Origin of the sequence: Tepidibacillus infernus, assembly GCF_048898065.1 — a bacterium.
GTDB classification, from domain to species: Bacteria; Bacillota; Bacilli; order Tepidibacillales; family Tepidibacillaceae; genus Tepidibacillus_B; species Tepidibacillus_B infernus.
Map to the genome: position 1 here is coordinate 898682 of NZ_JBLWFI010000001.1, position 17662 is coordinate 916343.

13 protein-coding genes and 3 pseudogenes are annotated in these 17662 nt (G+C 36.7%); 4 read left to right on the forward strand and 12 right to left on the reverse strand.

Features of this window, described 5'->3' with window-relative positions:
• Both TEPIDINF_RS04610 and TEPIDINF_RS04615 read right to left on the reverse strand, forming a co-directional pair.
• Positions 1-701: pseudogene (locus tag TEPIDINF_RS04610) on the reverse strand (IS3 family transposase); the annotation flags it as partial.
• Positions 702-876: 175 nt separating this feature from the next.
• A pseudogene (locus TEPIDINF_RS04615) lies at positions 877-1588 on the reverse strand (IS30 family transposase); the annotation flags it as partial.
• 222 nt (positions 1589-1810) lie between these two features.
• Between TEPIDINF_RS04615 and TEPIDINF_RS04620 the strand changes: the two are divergent.
• Together TEPIDINF_RS04620 and TEPIDINF_RS04625 are read left to right on the forward strand one after the other, a co-directional pair.
• On the forward strand, positions 1811-3109 hold the full coding sequence (locus TEPIDINF_RS04620) for an NCS2 family permease (protein ID WP_069797965.1): 1299 nt from the start codon (positions 1811-1813) through the stop codon (positions 3107-3109).
• Positions 3110-3172: 63 nt separating this feature from the next.
• Complete coding sequence (locus TEPIDINF_RS04625; protein ID WP_068724212.1) at positions 3173-3520, forward strand: cupin domain-containing protein; 348 nt, start codon at positions 3173-3175, stop codon at positions 3518-3520.
• Between the two features lie 173 nt (positions 3521-3693).
• On the opposite strand, the gene mnmA is transcribed toward TEPIDINF_RS04625, so the two are convergent.
• From mnmA to TEPIDINF_RS04670, 9 genes are all read right to left on the reverse strand, one after another.
• Positions 3694-4788 carry a tRNA 2-thiouridine(34) synthase MnmA gene (gene mnmA / locus TEPIDINF_RS04630; RefSeq protein ID WP_068724214.1) on the reverse strand — a complete coding sequence of 365 codons (1095 nt, stop codon included), beginning with the start codon at positions 4786-4788 and terminating at the stop codon, positions 3694-3696.
• Between the two features lie 82 nt (positions 4789-4870).
• On the reverse strand, positions 4871-6106 hold the full coding sequence (locus TEPIDINF_RS04635; protein ID WP_421691429.1) for an MFS transporter: 1236 nt from the start codon (positions 6104-6106) through the stop codon (positions 4871-4873).
• A 132-nt stretch (positions 6107-6238) separates the two neighbouring features.
• A complete protein-coding gene (gene cshA, locus TEPIDINF_RS04640; RefSeq protein WP_069797967.1) occupies positions 6239-7684 on the reverse strand; it encodes a degradosome RNA helicase CshA in 1446 nt (481 codons plus the stop codon).
• A gap of 216 nt (positions 7685-7900) precedes the next feature.
• Entirely contained in the window at positions 7901-9508 is a 1608-nt protein-coding gene (gene ggt / locus TEPIDINF_RS04645; protein ID WP_421691430.1) for a gamma-glutamyltransferase, read from the reverse strand.
• 100 nt (positions 9509-9608) lie between these two features.
• Entirely contained in the window at positions 9609-10220 is a 612-nt protein-coding gene (locus TEPIDINF_RS04650) for a DedA family protein (RefSeq protein WP_421691431.1), read from the reverse strand.
• 105 nt (positions 10221-10325) lie between these two features.
• Positions 10326-11099, reverse strand: coding sequence for an SDR family NAD(P)-dependent oxidoreductase (locus tag TEPIDINF_RS04655; RefSeq protein ID WP_421691432.1), 774 nt, complete (start codon positions 11097-11099; stop codon positions 10326-10328).
• A 108-nt stretch (positions 11100-11207) separates the two neighbouring features.
• Entirely contained in the window at positions 11208-12203 is a 996-nt protein-coding gene (locus tag TEPIDINF_RS04660; RefSeq protein WP_421691433.1) for a DoxX family membrane protein, read from the reverse strand.
• A gap of 161 nt (positions 12204-12364) precedes the next feature.
• On the reverse strand, positions 12365-14425 hold the full coding sequence (locus tag TEPIDINF_RS04665) for a thioredoxin domain-containing protein (protein WP_421691434.1): 2061 nt from the start codon (positions 14423-14425) through the stop codon (positions 12365-12367).
• A 294-nt stretch (positions 14426-14719) separates the two neighbouring features.
• A complete protein-coding gene (locus tag TEPIDINF_RS04670; RefSeq protein WP_421691435.1) occupies positions 14720-14821 on the reverse strand; it encodes a Mur ligase family protein in 102 nt (33 codons plus the stop codon).
• Positions 14822-14992: 171 nt separating this feature from the next.
• Here TEPIDINF_RS04670 and TEPIDINF_RS04675 point away from each other — a divergent pair, with 171 nt between their 5' ends.
• Positions 14993-15256, forward strand: a complete 264-nt coding sequence (locus TEPIDINF_RS04675; protein WP_421691436.1) for a hypothetical protein — start codon at positions 14993-14995, stop codon at positions 15254-15256.
• A gap of 41 nt (positions 15257-15297) precedes the next feature.
• On the opposite strand, the gene TEPIDINF_RS04680 is transcribed toward TEPIDINF_RS04675, so the two are convergent.
• Complete coding sequence (locus TEPIDINF_RS04680; RefSeq protein ID WP_421691437.1) at positions 15298-15882, reverse strand: lytic transglycosylase domain-containing protein; 585 nt, start codon at positions 15880-15882, stop codon at positions 15298-15300.
• Between the two features lie 303 nt (positions 15883-16185).
• Here TEPIDINF_RS04680 and TEPIDINF_RS04685 point away from each other — a divergent pair.
• Positions 16186-17432 (forward strand): annotated as a pseudogene (locus TEPIDINF_RS04685) (IS110 family RNA-guided transposase).
• The last annotated feature ends 230 nt before the right edge of the window (positions 17433-17662 follow it).

Below are 17662 nucleotides of genomic sequence, written 5' to 3' on the forward strand. Positions count from 1 at the left end.
TCTGTTGTCATCGATTTTGCAAAAGAGTAACCAACAATTTTATGTGTATGTAAATCCATTACAGAAGCCAGGTAACACCAACCCTCTTTAAGCGTATGGATATACGTAATATCTGCCACCCACTTCTCATTCATGGTGTTGGTAGAGAAATCCTGTTGCAACAGATTGTCACGTTCCACAACCTTCTCTTTACTCGGATAAGGCTTATATTTTTTCTTCACAATGGAACGGATATCTGCCTTTCTCATCAAACGCTGGACACGCTTAAGACTGACCTTATAACCTTCTTGGTTCAGGAGATAATGGATTTTGGGAGCACCGTAACGCTGTTTGCTCTCCTCGTGGAGTACTTCTTGGAATGCCCAACACCTCACACAAGGTGTGGACAGCATAATCTGATTTATGGTTATCAATCAATTCTGTCAATTCTGTGTCACTTACTTTTTGGAGAATATGGCTATAGCCTTTTTTAAGATTTCATTCTCCTGTTGGAGGCGGAGCATTTGCTTTTGCATGTCGGCTACCTCTTTTGGAGTCATTGCCTCGTCTCCTGTTCCAATTGGGGTATATTGTTTAATCCATTTGTAGACCGTAACCTCTGATACGCCATATTCGCTACACAGATCTTTGACAGAAGTGCCTGAATGATACAAATCCACAATCGTTTTCTTAAAGTCATCATTGAATTTTTTGCGTTTCATATTGGACACATCCTCTCCCGTTTTTATTGTAAGGGACTTAACTAAGTTGTGTCCATGAAACTATACTAACATCAATGCATTTCACGTTTAGAAAGGGACTATACAGTAAATATTACCAATGCTTGTTATAATTATAAATAATACTTAGCGTACGAAATTCGCGTTTTGTTGGCGGTACCCCTTGTATTGCATGATGGATCGCAGTCGTTGTCTTTTGATCGATTTTCATGATCACTTCCTTGCGAGTCATGCGCTCAGTTAGGGTAAGGAGGACAGCTCCTTTTTGACGACTGCCTAAAACTGTATCAATTTCCCAGTGTCCAAACTCTGTGCGTTCGTTAATGTGAGAAGGGCGTTGTTCAATGCTTTTTCCAAGGATCTTCTTATTGACGCGGTTTCGTTTTTTCTTTGTGTTTCTTGTTACTTTTAAAGGCAGATCAATATTTTTCACAGGTAGTACACCAAGATCGATGTAGTTATAGAGCGTTTTTGTGCATACAACGACCCCAAAGAGTTGATTTGCCTTAGCAAAGCCGCAGACGGCATCAGGAGACCAATGTTCTTTTTGTATTTTCTCTACGGCAAAGCGAATAAAATCAGATGCTTGGACGAGTTTATATTTAGCCCCGCAATGGAAGCGGTTGGCTTCATAACGTGCTTGTCCTGTTTCCGGGAAATAGGTCTTATACTCAGATAAGTCAGAACGACGCTGAATAACAGTTCCTCGCTTCAATTCTCGAGAAATCGTAGATTTGTGGCGACCAAGAAGATCTGCAATCTCTTGAAGGGTTTTTCCTTCTTTTTGTAGCACTTGAATTTGACCTCGCTCCATATGGAGTGAGATGTTTGAAATGACGTTTCTTTGTGTTATGATTAGAATAAGCCATCGGTAAATCCTCCTGTTATGTATGGTTTTGGTCAACTTAATCATAACGGATTTACCATGGCGTTTTCTATATATTTGTTGTTGCATTTAATTTTACAATGAACCTTCGTTTTTATGAACATCTATATTAAACAAAAATGTTGATGACGGGATTATTCTTTCATATAATGAACATGTTTGTGATTACTTATCTTTACTAAGACAAAGCGTTGAGGTGATTAAATTGAATCATTTTTTTAAACTTCAGGAACGGGGTACAACCGTTTCTACAGAATTTTTAGCTGGGTTAACTACATATTTGACAATGGTATATATTGTTATCGTGAATCCTGCCATCTTAAGTGATGCAGGAATGGATTTTAATGCTGTATTTATTGCTACGATTATTACAAGTATGTTAGCGACGTTAATTATGGGTTTATTTGCAAATTATCCTATTGCAATTGCTCCAGGTATGGGGTTAAATGCTTATTTTACTTATACGATCGTAAAAGGCAATGGTGTTCCATGGCAGGTTGCATTAGGTGCTGTCTTGGTTGCTGGAATTTTATTTGTTTTACTTTCTGTCACTAACTTTCGAAATATCTTAATCAATGCAATTCCTAAAAATTTAAAATATGCCATTACAGCAGGAATTGGTTTATTCATTTCCTTCATTGGTCTACAACATGCTGAAATTGTTGTTGATTCCCCTGCAACATTGGTCACAATTGGTGATTTCTCTAAGCCAATGACTCTTTTATCCATCATTGGGTTAACCATCTCTTTGATTTTAATGGCGTACAATATAAAAGGGTCATTATTTATTGGGATGATTATTACCTTCCTTCTCGCTTGGATATCTGGACACGTTTCAATACCCGAAACGATTTTTGCGATGCCAACTGGACTTTCAAAAACTGCGTTTCAAATGGATTTAGGCGGAATATTTGAGCATGGATTATATACGGTTATTTTTACTTTTCTTTTAATTACCCTTTTTGATACGACGGGAACGATGCTAGGTGTTGCGGAACAGGCAGGGTTAATGCGTGACGGGGAGTTTCCTAGGGCAAGATCTGCATTTTTAGCAGACGCTTTTGGTGCTACTTTTGGTGCTTTAATGGGGACAAGTCCAACGACAGCCTATATTGAATCCACTTCCGGAGTTGCTGTTGGTGGAAAAACTGGACTCACCGCCGTTTTCGTTAGCATACTAATGCTTGTGACTCTATTCTTTGCACCAATCGCACAATTACTAGCAAGCATCCCAGCAGTAACTGCACCTGCTTTGATCATCGTTGGCTTCTTCATGATGAATGGGTTAAGAAAAATTGATTGGCACGATTTAGAAGATGCCTTTCCTGCTTTCTTAGTTATTGTTACTATGCCGTTAACCTATAGCATTGCAACTGGAATTGGAATTGGTTTTATTGTTTATCCTGTGTTAAAAGTGATACGAGGCAAGGCAAAAGAAGTACACCCAATTTTATTTTTATTTGCAGTTCTCTTTTTTATCCAGCTAGTCTTTTTAAGCCATTAAATGTTTCTTAAAATCTAGGTAGGGTTTATAATAGATGTAAGTTTATATAAAGGGGGAAGCGTAATGATTGTATCTCATCTTCGGGAGTTAAAAACAATGAAAATGGATCATCCTGATGCCAAAGAAGTTTTAAAAAAAGTTTTGGTTTCACCAGCAGAGGGTTGGGAAGGTTATGTCATGCGAGTATTTGATTTGGGAGAAGGTGGACATTCACCTAAACATAGTCATCCTTGGCCACATATCAATTATATGATTCAAGGGAAAGGAATCCTACATATTGATGGAAAGGATTACGAGGTTGAAGAAGGTTCATTTGCCTTTGTTCCACCAAATAAGGTCCACCAATTTTCCAATCGAGGTTCAGAAACATTTACATTCATCTGTATTGTTCCTGAAGAAGGGGATAAATAAGATAAGTTTGTATATTCCAACGCGCTCCGTTGTCCGTGTATTTCTTCTAAGGAAAGAAAGTTATACTTTCATTAACATTAAAAAATAGCAAAATATAGTTAAGGGGTAGTTATTGGGATAGCGCGTTCTTTACCATCTCATAACTCCCCTTTTTATTTGTAGACATTTATGACTTATTTATAGATTTTATCAATCGTACCCCCGCCAAGGCAAACTTCTCCATCATAAAATACAACGGCTTGTCCAGGAGTAATCGCTTTTTGTGGATCATCAAAGATTACCTCACAGGTCTTATCTGTTTGAATACGTACACGTACGCCTTGGTCAGGTTGACGATAACGAAATTTAGCTGTACATTTAAACTCTTGTTCAGGTTTCTGTTTACTGATCCAGTTCACATCTGTCGCAAATAAACCTTTTGAGAATAGACTTGGATGGTTTTCACCCTGTACAACATAAAGGATGTTATGTTCTAAATCTTTCTCCGCGACAAACCATGGTTCACCTGTTCCTGAACCACCGATGCCTAAACCTTTCCTTTGGCCTAAGGTATAGTACATTAACCCATGGTGTCTTCCCTTTAATTCACCATCTAAAGATCTTATTTCTCCAGGTTGGGCAGGTAGATATCTTCCTAAAAATTCATTAAAATCTCTTTCACCAATAAAACAGATCCCCGTACTATCCTTTTTCTTAGCAGTTGCTAGCCCAGCTTCCTCTGCTATTTTCCTTACTTCCTGTTTGGTTAAGTGACCTAGAGGAAACATCGTTTTAGAAAGTTGATATTGATTTAATGCGTTAAGAAAATAGGTTTGGTCTTTCCTTTGATCAGCAGCTCGTAATAATTTGTGCTCTCCATCAATATAATCCACACGTGCATAATGGCCAGTTGCAATATAGTCGGCCTCTAGCTCTAACGCCTTTTCTAAAAATTCCCCAAATTTGATCTCTCGATTACACATGACGTCAGGATTAGGAGTTCTCCCTTTTTTATATTCATCTAAAAAGTAAGCAAATACTTTTTCAGAGTATTCTTTTTCAAAATTTACTGTATAGTATGGGATTCCAATTTGGGTAGCGACCCTTGCTACATCCTCAAAATCTTCTTCAGCCGTACAATACCCTAATTCATCTGTACTGTCCCAATTTTTCATGAAAATTCCTATCACATCGTAGCCTTGCTGTTTTAATAATAATGCGGCTACAGAAGAGTCTACTCCACCAGACATACCCATGATTACTTTTATATCTTCTGGTCTTTTTTGCATATCAATCGCCTCTCTTAAAACTGAAAAACTATAACTGATAATGAATTATAGCAGATTTCAAATAGTAATACAAAAAATATGGTTAAGATGTTAGTTGTTCAAGCCCCTCTTTATGATAGGATGCATGGATAAGAAATAGTAAAACAGCAATGCTTGAAGTAATTGCTGCCAAGGTAAGAATTGGTATAACTCCATAATAATCATACATATTCCCAAAAATATAGGGACCTAAAAGACGTCCAAAACTACCAAAGCCACCTACGACTCCTAAATAAAAAGGGGCAGCTAATCCAGTTCTTTCAGTAATAAAGGCAGGAATCGTTGGGGCAATAAGCATTTCCCCGATGGTTGCAATGATCATTCCAATAATAAAATCTAGATAGTAATGATGGAAAAAAACCATAAAGACAAAAGCAATTGCATAAAACAGAGCACTTGCAACAAGTCTAGAACTTAACGATTTAATAATCGTTCGATTTAAAAAGCTTGTAAAGGGTTGACCTGCAAAAATGACAATGCCATTGATCGTCCATAAGAAACTATATCTAGCCATACTAAATCCTTGTTCATCCAAGTATGGTGCAATCCCGGAACTCCACTGAGAAGTAGAGAACCAAACAAACAGAGAGCCTAAACCAATAAATAAATACATTTTATAATCAAATAATAACTCTTTTGGTGTTTGCATCACTTGTTGTGACTGTTGACCTAAAGAATAGATTTGTGTATCTTTTAACGTTACTTTATTTAAAAGAAATAAAAAGAATAGGGCAAATCCAAAGGTTGTGAGTCCATTGAATAGAAAGATTAAATGAAAAGAAATGGTTGCAAGGATCCCGGAAAGAGTCGAACCAATGGCCATCCCTACATTATTGCTAACATAAACCACGTTAAATAATTCACGTGTTTTCTCCTTCCAGTGGAAGCCAATAAATGCGTTGATTGCTGGCATGGTAATCGACATCAGAAATCCTAGGAAAGTGAGAGTAGCCATATAAATCGTCCAACTAGAGATAAAGATAATTGAAACTTGTGCGATAGAGGTCAAAATGAGAGAACCAACAATCAGCTTTTTTACCCCAAGCTTATGAAACATAGAGCCTCCCACAATTTGGCCAATAATCCCTGCCAGTGACTGTAGCAATAATACAAAGCCTGCATCCCCATAAGACCGATGTAATACATTATGTACATATAAGGTAGTAAGAGGCCACATTAAGGCACTGCCCATGGAATTAATAAAACTGGCAATGATAAAAAATAAGGCCTCTTTTGGATAGTTTTTTAGGATCGTCATGGTATGTAATCCTTTTCTCAAGAACTTCACCTTTTTCTATGTAGTGTGACAACAAATACAAGTATACTATGTTTAAGTCAAAAAGAAACGATAAAAAAGTTTTTTCCATGAAAAAAGACTCCTAAAAAGGAGCCTCTTTATTAATTAATATGTTTATTTTGATTTGCCTTTTTTTCTTCTAGGTGATGAATGATTTCTACTTCTCTGTTCAAAATTCCCTTTTGGAATTCGCTTTCCTCTTTTATTTTGGGGCCTTTGTTCCGTTTTAACCTTTTTTACACGAAGAGGTGCTTCTTCTGTTAATTTAACTGGGGTTTGATTGGGCTCTTTTGTCAAAAGTTTTAATGCAGCGGATAAAAGGCTAACAGAATCGGTTTCGTTTAATAAATCCTCTGCCAAACCACGGTATTGCTGAATCTCTTCCTCTTCGATAACACGTAATAGCTTTTCCATGGTAATTCGTTGCTGTCCTTCTAATGCTTCAGCTAGAGTAGGGACGGATCGACGTTCTACTTTATGTTTCGTCATATGTTCGATAAATTTTAAATGTTCAATTTCTCTTGGTGTTACAAAAGTTGTTGCTAGACCTGCTTTTCCTGCTCTACCTGTTCTCCCAATACGATGGACATAGCTTTCTGGGTCTTGAGGAATATCAAAATTATAGACATGAGTCACTCCACTAATATCTAGCCCTCTTGCCGCCACATCAGTGGCTACTAAGACTTCAATGGTTCCGTCTTTAAATTGACGTAAAACAGAATCTCTCTTTGCTTGTGTTAAATCACCGTGAATTCCTTCTGCAGAATAACCACGTTTATTTAATGCTTCCGAAAGCTCGTCTACACGTCGTTTTGTTCTGCCAAATACAATAGCTAATTCAGGAGATTCTATATCCAATAGCCGACAAAGGACATCAAATTTTTGTTTTTCATGCACTTCAACGTATTCTTGCTTAATACTAGGAACAGTAATTTCCTTAGCTTTAATTTTGATGATTTCTGGATCTCTCATAAAACGTTGAGCAAGTGCTTGAATTGGCTTAGGCATTGTCGCTGAAAAGAGTAAAGTTTGTCTTGTTTCTGGTATTTCTTGAAGAATAGCTTCAATATCCTCAACAAAGCCCATGTTTAGCATTTCGTCTGCTTCATCTAATACGACCATAGAAACTTGTTGTAAACGAATGGTTTTTCGATTGATGTGGTCAATTAAACGCCCAGGAGTGCCAACGATAATTTGCGGGCGTTTCTTTAGAGCTTTGATTTGTCTATTGATATCTTGTCCACCATAGATCGGTAATGTACGAATTTTTTTAAATTGCCCAATCTTATTTAATTCCTCCGCTACCTGTACCGCCAATTCTCTTGTCGGTGTAACTACAATCCCTTGGATCTGTTCTACATCAATTGACACTTTTTCTACTAAGGGGATTCCAAATGCAGCCGTTTTTCCTGTCCCAGTTTGGGCTTGTCCAATGAGGTCCTTTCCTTCCAAAGCTAATGGAATTGTCTTCTCTTGAATAGGTGTTGGTTCTTCAAAACCCATGTTATTGATCGATTGTACTAGGTTGTTACTTAAGCCAAATTCACTAAATGTTGTCATTTTACATCAAACTCCTTTTGTAACTCTCATATCTATATCATGTACTATTTTTTCATCTCTTAAAAGAAAAAAAGCATTATCCGTCAAATGGCAGAAAATGCTTTCCACAATCTATTAGGCTTATATAAGGTACCACATTATAGTTAAAATAACAAGTTCTTTATTTATTATTCTTTTCTATTATCAATAAAAGTGTAAACTGACTACTAAATCATTTTACCAAGAAGCAATTGTTCCATCTGTTCTTGGTTCAGTCCCTCCGACTAAAACACCATGTTTATTTCTCCAAATGATTTGTCCTCTGCCAAAGCCACCTGTTCCTAATGCCCATTTTATAGAATGCCCCCTTCTTGCCAAAGCCTCTACAAGATGGGTTGGCATTTGCTGTTCTACTTCTATAACCTTCCCTTCCATCCATTGCCATCTAGGTGCGTCTAGTGCAGCTTGTGGGTTAAGCTGAAAATCTATGGTATTCATGATCACTTGAACATGTCCTTGTGGCTGCATAAAGCCACCCATGACACCAAATGGACCAATTGGTTGACCATTTCTTGTTAAAAATCCGGGAATAATCGTATGGTATGTCTTTTTACCAGGTTCTAAGTAATTGTCATGAGCTGGGTCAAGGGAAAAATTATGGCCACGATTTTGTAAAGCAATTCCTGTTCCAGGTACCACTAAACCTGAGCCAAAGCCCATATAGTTACTTTGGATATAAGAAACCATATTGCCTTCTCCATCTGCCGTTGCCAAATAAACCGTTCCACCTTTAGGGGGCTGGCCAGCAATAGGCAGCAAAGCGTTGTTGCCAATTAATTTTCTTCTTTCTTCTGCATAGGCATCTGATAGTAAGTCTTCTACTTTTACTTTCATCTTTCTTGGGTCAGTAATATATTTCTGCCCATCAGCAAAGGCAAGTTTCATCGCTTCAATTTGTTTATGATAGGTATCTACTGTATCCTTCTCGGTAAACTCAAATCCTTTTAATATATTAAGGGCGATTAAAGCAACAAGCCCATGACCATTAGGCGGAATTTCCCAAACGTCATACCTGCGATAATTCACTTTGATTGGTGTAACCCATTCTGGTTTGAAGCTTTCAAGATCCTCTATTGTTAAATAACCACCGTATTGCTTAGAAAATTGATCAATCTTTTCAGCTATTTCTCCACGATAAAAAGAATTTGATTTAGTTTCGGCAATTGACATTAACGTTTTCGCATGGTTAGGTGAACGCCAAATTTCGCCAATTTGTGGAGCCTTTCCATCAGGAGCAAAGGTCTCAAACCATGATTGATATTGTTCTTCTTTCAAATTTTCTTTGTAGATTTGATATGCTCTGTTCCAATACTTTCCTAGTATCGGGGAAATAGGGTAACCTTTTTCAGCATATTCTATAGCTGGTCTAAGAACTTCAGTAAGAGGAAGTTTACCAAAGCGTTCAGAGAGAGCCGCCCAGGCTGAGGGTGCTCCAGGTACGGTAACAGGTAACCAGCCATATTTAGGCATCGTATCATATCCAGCCTTTTTTACTTTGTCTGCAGATATTTGTATTGGTGCTGGCCCGCTAGCATTAAGACCATGTAATTCCCCTTTTGTCCAAACAAGGGCAAAAGCGTCCCCTCCAATTCCATTGGAAGTAGGTTCAACCACGGTTAAACAAGCGGCTGTTGCAATAGCAGCATCTATTGCATTTCCTCCCTTTTTCAAGATCTCTAAACCAGCTTGTGCAGCGAGTGGTTGTGAGGTTGCGACCATTCCATTTTTCGCATAGACAGACATTCTTTGTGATGAATAAGGATGATAAAGTGGATCGTAGTTCATTTTAACTTTCACCTCTACTATTATTTTTATTTAGAATAGATTGAATTGAAAGATATTTTTTAAATTATAACATAGTAGAGTGATAAATTTACCAATGATTTTACATTTGTTTTTTAAGTTTTTTTTGGATACGTAAGGTTAATAGTAATAATAAAATGATTCCAATGAAAATAGCAAAGGTTGTAGAATATGGTCGAATCATTTCATCTATTTGCAGCCAATGTTCACCAAAACGATAACCTAAATAAATGAATACATAGGTCCATGGTAAAGAACCAACAAAGGTAAAGATTAAAAATTTGCCAAATCCCATTCGTCCCATACCAGCTGGAATAGAGATAAATGTGCGGATGACAGGAAGTAATCGACTAAATAAAACAGCCCATTCACCATATCGTTCAAACCAACGCTCTGCCTTATTTAAGTCATGCTCATTTAAAAAAATATATTTTCCGTACTTGAAAACAAAAGGTCGTCCACCCCAACGGCCGATCCCATAAGATAAAACAGATCCTAATAAACCACCTAGTACACCTGCAATTGTCGCATCAAGTAATGTAAGCTTTCCTTGATAAACAAGAAATCCACCCAATGGTAAGATAAGTTCACTTGGGATAGGAATAGCTGCACTCTCTAATGTCATCCCTATGGTAATACCCCAATAGCCTAATTGTCCGAGAAACTCAACGATTTTAAGAAAGATATCTAGCAAGATATTCTCCTCCCTCATTGCTGCATGATTTTTTATTCACTTAAATGACAGAGGAAAGTGAAAAAAAGTTCACTCCTTTGCCAATAGCAATTATATGTTACACTACTACTTTCGATTCATTTGTTTTGCTATCCATTTATCAAAGATTTTCGGAAATAAATGATATAATTTAACCCCGATGTTAGCCAAACTAGGAATCGTTTTTTCATGCTTTTTATCGATCATCATTTTTAAAACCTCTTTAGCAACTTTTTCAGGGGATAACATCAACCATTTCACTTGTTTTACATAGTGACCTGATGGATCAGCTCGATCAAAAAACGGAGTATCAATGGGTCCTGGGTTCAGCGTTGAGACATAAACACCAGTTCCATTCAACTCATGACGTAATCCATTTGAAAAGCCGATTACAGCGAACTTACTTGCCGAATAGCCACTTGCTTTAGCTGTTGCTAGTTTTCCAGCGACCGAAGCGATGTTGATGATATGGCCATTTTTTTGTTTTAACATGATCGGTAATACAGCTTTTGTGCACCTAACCATTCCCATATAATTGACATTCATCATCTCTTCAATATCTTCAATGGAGGCATCTACAAATCGATCAAAGATTCCAAAACCTGCATTATTGATCAGAATATCAATTTTACCGTATTTTTGTACAATTTGATTCATCACTTTGAAAACCTGTTCTGTTGAAGTGACATCAAGCTGAAATATCTCATGGGCACCTGATAATTTAGTTGAAACCTTTTGTAGTTTTTCTAACGAGCGAGCAGTTAAGATGGGAATGGCCCCTTTTTCAGCTAACTGCTTTGCAATTTCTGCCCCAATTCCACTTGATGCTCCAGTAATGACTACGATTTTGTCTTTGAACATTCTGTTCTTTCTTCCTTTCTTATGAAAAAGATATTTACTACTCCATATTATCCCACAAAAAAAGAATCATTTCCCTCAACCGGAAATGATTCTTATTAACAAAGTTAATTATGCAAAACGATAATAAATCATTATCATGGTGGCTAATACAAAAATAAAGTTAAAAACCACAAAGATGAGTTTATCTATTCTCCGTTTGTGATAATCGATTGGTGGTTTGTAATAACCTACCCCTTCAATAATAAAGATGATAAGAATAATATGAACAATAAAATGGCCTGCTACCTCCACTCCACCAAAAACACTTGTTGTTAATATAAATAATAAAGTGACAACTAAAGCAAGTAATCGATTGAGGATCCCTACAACTAATAGATATCCTACAACAAATTCAATATAGGCAGCTAACATCACAAACATTTCTGGACTAAAGCCAAACGTTGGTAATTGGTAGTGTTCTACAATTCCCGTGCTCATTCCTGGGAAAACCCATTTTTCTACAGCAACCCACGAAAGAGATAACCCTGTTCCCAAATAAAGAGCTGGTGTACCTGTATCTTTCCATTTGGTATTCATCGTAAAGAGAGCATATGCAATCGCCAAATAAAACCCGTAGTCTAACATGGAAAACCAGCCTAATTGAGCGACGGATAACCCAAATAAGATCAAAATCAAGAGGGAGGCTATTTTTGTTGCCAGATGATATGGGATGGCCAACATGATCATGGTTAAAATTCCAATCCATTTCATCGTACTGTTCAACTGGACATCTGGAGCTAATATACTCAGGTTTAAGATTTGAATCAAAAGTGCCAAAGCTAGTCCGTATCGTAAAATAAAAGGAATCCATTTTTTAAAGGATTCAAGCCTTTTATCTAATTTTTTTGCAAAAGGAAACTTCATTAAATAAGGTGTAGCTTGGGATAAAATCGCCAATATGATAGCAGTTATCATTGCAGTAATCATAAAAGCAGGGGTAATGATTTCTTCTAGTGGCACTTTCACTGGATCGGAAACATTAAACCATTTGACATGTGCAAATGCTTTAACATTGATTCCTATAATTAAAAAAAATACAAAGCTGGCAATGATCTTTTTTTTCATGATCCTAATCCTTTCTCTTAGTAATAAGAATCTACCGTTCTTATTTTAACCACTTTCGCACTATTTGCAATGTGGAAACTGTAGGAAATAAGCATAAAAAATGTGTTCCCATTCATATCTAGACTAAATGAGGAACACATGTTGTGTTATATAAAATCTTTTTAAGAGTTAAGCAATTCGTATAATTTTTCGCTACTTGTTATAGGAGCTTGACAAGCATAATTTTCACACACATAGACTGTGGGCATTGAATCTTTTTTCTTCTGGTCCTTGGTAAAAGGAGCAATTTTTTCTATGTCTTCTCTTCCTTTTCCATCTGGATGGAGAAGAACTACTGCTTCTGGTAAGTAAGTATCACGAATGATGTTAAACAGATCCATTGTTCGTTCATCCTCTAATTCCCCGGCGATGACGATCTCCTTTGTTGGCCAAAGGGCAAATTGGATCGCAGTTAAAAAATATGAATATGCACGTGGATATTGTTCAATAGATCCAGCGAATGCTTTTAATTGGGTATTAGCATCTTCTTCTAATTGAGGATCTCCTGTTATGCGTGCTAATCGTAATAAATTAACTGCTGCTACTGAGTTCCCAGAAGGAATAGCCCCATCGTAGATCTCCTTAGGTCTTGCAAGTAATTCTTCTGCATCACTTCCGTAAAAGAAGTAACCCCCTTTTTGATTATCCCAGAATAAATCTTTCATCTGTCTGTTTAATTTAAGTGCATCTGTCAAATAGCTTACTTCAAAAGTCGCTTCATATTGTTCGATCAATCCCCAGATCAAAAACGCATAGTCATCAAGATAACCCAGAAAAGCAGATTCACCTTCTCGAAAACGCGCAAGTAAACGACCATCATTTCTTTGTAAATGTTCAAGGATAAAGCGAATCGCTTTTGCTGAAACTTCGCTATAATCAGTGCGGTTTAAAACTTTAGCTCCTTTTGCAAAAGCAGCGATCATCATCCCATTCCACGATGTTAAAATTTTATCATCTTTATGGGGATAAATTCTTTTTTCTCGTACTTCAAAAAGCTTTTTACGGGAAACATCTATCCGTTGTTTTAGTTCTTCAACCCGAATTCCTTCATTCTTTGCAATTTCTTCTAATGATTGTTGAATAAGGTTAGGGATACTGTGTCCTTCAAAATTACCTTGAAATGTGATGTCATATACCTTACAGAATAGATTTCCTTCTTCTTTACCCAAAATCTTAACCACTTCTTCAGGCGTCCAGACATAGAATTTTCCTTCTATCCCTTCTGAATCGGCATCTTCAGCAGAAAAGAAACCTCCCTCCGAGTGAGTCATCGTCCGCAAAACATACTCCAGTATTTCTTCTGCTATACGGGCGTATTCTTTGTTTTTTGTTGCCTGATAAGCTTCTAGATAGGTGTATGCTAAAAGAGCATTATCATAAAGCATTTTTTCGAAATGGGGAACCAGCCATTTATTATCGGTAGAGTATCTCGCAAAACCAAAGCCGATATGGTCATAGATACCACCTGCATGCATGGCCTGTAATGTCGTTTCTACCATATGTAACGCTTTCTCATCTCTATATTTTTTCCAATAACGGAGTAGAAACAAAAGGTTATGCGGTGTTGGAAATTTAGGAGCAGATCCGAAACCACCATAAGTTTCATCAAATTGTTGGGAAAATTGTTCATAGGCCATGTGAATAACCTTTTCACTGATTTGACCTGCTACAAAGTCATTTAAATTAGGTTTAATTGCATCTACCAATTGATCCCCTGTTTTCAATAAACCATCGCAATCTTGTTCCCATTTCTCCGCTATATGGGAGATAATTTCCATTAAACCAGGTCGGCCATATTTCTCCTTTTTAGGAAAGTAGGTTCCTGCAAAAAATGGTTTTTTATCTGGCGTCATGATAACGGTTAGTGGCCATCCACCTTGACCTGTCATAGCTTGACAAACCGTCATATAAATATGATCTACATCGGGCCTTTCCTCCCGATCTACTTTAATGGAAACAAAATGCTTATTTAACATTGAAGCCACTTCTTCATCTTCAAACGATTCATGAGCCATAATATGACACCAATGGCATGTGCTATAACCTATGGAAAGAAAAATTGGTTTGTTCTCGTTTTGCGCCTTTTTAAAGGCTTCATCTGACCAAGCAAACCAATTCACAGGGTTATTCGCATGTTGGAGCAAATAAGGAGATTTTTCATAGATTAATCGATTAGTAGGCACAAGTACACTTCCCCTTTGCAATTTTTTTCAAATTCATTATATCCACTCATCCATTTTTTACGCAGGTATTAAGTGTTTTGAAGTTTTTAGAGCACAAAAAAATAGAGCTACTTCTTCTGTAGCTCAAAATAAATCTACATTTGGTTTTATTATTTCGCAACTTCTTATTATATGTCCAAACTTTTGTAAACCATATTCTAAAATGACAATTTCATAGGAGTTATCTATAATATTTTTAAACTTTTCTACGTACTTTGGCATATTCATATTATTTGATGTTTTAAAAAGTTTACCTCAATATTTTAATATGGATGCTAACATTTCTGTCGTTGTTGTTTTACCCGCACTACCTGTAATGGCGATGATTGGTTTTAAGAAGTTTTGTTTATCTTCCAAGATAGATCCCCCCTTAATTTTGATATATTACATCTTATGTGGTCTTCAATTCTGATGTATAGATTGATACCTTATCATCTTGATCCATTTCTCTAAATTTTAGGATTTCAGCTTATACAGAAATGTTTCACTTTTCATATTCTATTACAATCAGGATAAGGGGGGATAAAGATGCCTGAAACGAATCAACCATTAGGTAAAATCAAAATAAAAATCAATGAAAAAGGGATCGTCGAGGAATTGCTTCTCATCCAAAATAAAACAAGAATTCTTTTTATTGAACAAGAAGGAAAAAAAATAAAAACAACATGCCATTCAATATCTGGAAAATATAATTTTAGTAAAAAGGATTTAGAGTACATTAATCAAAGTATCTTAAAAGAATTAACCAATTCGAAATGGGAAACAAAAAATGATTGTTATTGTATAGTGTAAAACAAATATAAAACCCCGTGCCAAATAATTTATATACAGATTTATGAAAGTTTACTTAATACCTTATCGATATACTGTCTCGTATCTGCAAAAGGTGGAATTCCCTCAAAACGGTCAACATTTCCTGGTCCAGCGTTATAAGCTGCTAAGGCTAATTTGGTATTCTGGTACTTGTCCAATAATTGACGTAAATATTTAACTCCACCTTCAATATTCTCCTTTGGATCAAAAGGATCTTGTACCCCTAAAGATTCTGCAGTCTTTGGCATTAATTGCATAAGTCCCATCGCCCCTACCTTAGAAACTGCATTAGGGTCAAAGTTGGATTCTACTTGGATCACCGCTTTTACCAATTCGGAAGGAACTTGATATTTTTGTGAAACTTCATCAATTATATCTTCAAAGTCAGTTTTGCTATACCTTTTGTTATGTAATATGGGTGGAATTGAAACGGTCCTAACTAACCCACCCTGATATTGATTTAAAGGACTGCCTTTTTCTAATTCTTGATTTAATATTTCATCAAATTTGGATTCGACGCCATACATCTCCTGATTCTGCTTGGCATTGATTTGTGCAAGTAATAGATATTTGATTAGGAGATCGTTTGTAGACGATTCAATCATGTTTATACCCATTCCTTTCGCTTCGCTCAAGGCACAAAACGCAATGAAATAAGTTGGCCTTAAGCGTTATTTTTATTAATCTATAGTCATAGGGATAACAGTTAACTACAAATCACGTGGAGGTGAGTGGGCTGCTCCAGTTGTGGAGTGACCGCATTTTTATATGTGTAGATTGCCTTTCCAAGCACAAATAAGTGTGACTTCGAGCACGCGGACTTATCTTTGTATAAACATTACTCGTTTATTGCTGGGCAATCAGTCAATGTTGTCTATCCCTATCATTCTTTGAAAGGAGTTTTCCCTATGGCTTTAAAAATTGTTTATCCAATTTGTTGTGGAATTGATGTCCACAAAACCTTTGTTGTTGCCTGTATTGCTTCAACAAACAACAGAGGAGTTACTACCTACAAACGCCATCGCTTTTCTACCTATACGAAAGGATTGAAAGAGCTGTCACAATGGCTTTGTGAAAATGACTGCAAGGATGTCTGTATGGAATCTACCGGGAAATACTGGATTCCCGTGTTTAATGTACTTGAAGATTCTTGCAACATTACTCTTGCACATCCTAAATATGTCAAGGCTATCCGTGGCAAAAAGACTGACAAAAAAGATGCCCAATGGATTGCCGATTTATTTAAGCATGACCTTGTAGCTGGAAGCTTTATGCCTCCGCTTGCTATCAGACAGCTTCGTGACCTTATGCGTTATCGTTTTAAACTGACTAACTTTATGTCCAGTGAGAAGAACCGTCTTCAAAACAGTTTAACCGTGTCTAACATTCAGCTTTTAAATGTTGTTTCGGATACCTTCGGCAAAAGCTCCATGAACATCATTGACAAGCTCCTTAAAAATCCTCTGGATACCTCTTTTGATTTAGAACCTTTAATCCATGGCTCCATGAAGGACAAACTTCCCGAACTGGAACTCGCCATTGACGGATTTATTACTCCGGAACAGGCTGAAAAATTAAAGGTTATTAAACAGCACTATGAAGACCTTAAATCCCGAAAAGCTGACCTTGAAAAAATAATTCTTTTCCTTGCCGGGTCCTACACAGAAGAAATCAACTTAATCTTAACTGTTCCGTCCTTTAAAAACATTTTTTCTGCCATTGCCGTGGTTTCAGAAATAGGGGTTAATATGGACGTCTTTTCGACAGCTAAGCATTTTATGTTCCTGGGCAGGACTTACACCTACAAATAACGAGAGTGCCGGCAAGAAAAAGTCAGTAAGAATTTCGAGAGCTGGCTGCTACATAAAGCCTCTTTTGGTACAGTGTGCTACCGCTGTAGTCAAAAGCGAAAAGCATCCCTGAAATCCGAAACCGTTATTTAAAACTCAAAAAACGCCGTGATCACAAACGAGCAATTATTGCAATTGCACGAATGCTTTTAACAGCTATATACAACATCCTCAAAAAGAAAGAACCATATAATGCTGAATTAGATAAAAAATCGGATGTTCTTCCAGTAAACCGTGAAATCACGGTAGAGCAAGCGATTTTATTAGCTAAAACTCAAGGTTATCGTGTAATGGTGGCAACTTGATATTTTCTTATCCATATATTTTTTAAAAAGTCATCAATAGATGGCTTGTTTGCTATGCTCTTTTCTTTACTGACGGCTTCTAGTATTTATTTCAGACTTCACCTCATCCATTAGGACAATCTGTATCTAATTTCAAGGATAACTTAAAAGATGAAGGTTCACAATATTTTTTCAAGGTTTTCCATGCAAGAATGAATATTATTTAGGTAACAATATCTATGAATGTAGGT

Coding starts and splice junctions, on each gene's coding strand:
- cshA (WP_069797967.1), bottom strand. CDS start 7,684: ATGACAACATTTAGTGAATTTGGCTTAAGTAACAACCTAGTACAATCG.
- mnmA (WP_068724214.1), bottom strand. CDS start 4,788: ATGCAAAAAAGACCAGAAGATATAAAAGTAATCATGGGTATGTCTGGT.
- TEPIDINF_RS04655 (WP_421691432.1), bottom strand. CDS start 11,099: ATGTTCAAAGACAAAATCGTAGTCATTACTGGAGCATCAAGTGGAATT.
- TEPIDINF_RS04660 (WP_421691433.1), bottom strand. CDS start 12,203: ATGAAAAAAAAGATCATTGCCAGCTTTGTATTTTTTTTAATTATAGGA.
- TEPIDINF_RS04675 (WP_421691436.1), top strand. CDS start 14,993: ATGCCTGAAACGAATCAACCATTAGGTAAAATCAAAATAAAAATCAAT.
- TEPIDINF_RS04625 (WP_068724212.1), top strand. CDS start 3,173: ATGATTGTATCTCATCTTCGGGAGTTAAAAACAATGAAAATGGATCAT.
- TEPIDINF_RS04680 (WP_421691437.1), bottom strand. CDS start 15,882: ATGATTGAATCGTCTACAAACGATCTCCTAATCAAATATCTATTACTT.
- ggt (WP_421691430.1), bottom strand. CDS start 9,508: ATGAACTACGATCCACTTTATCATCCTTATTCATCACAAAGAATGTCT.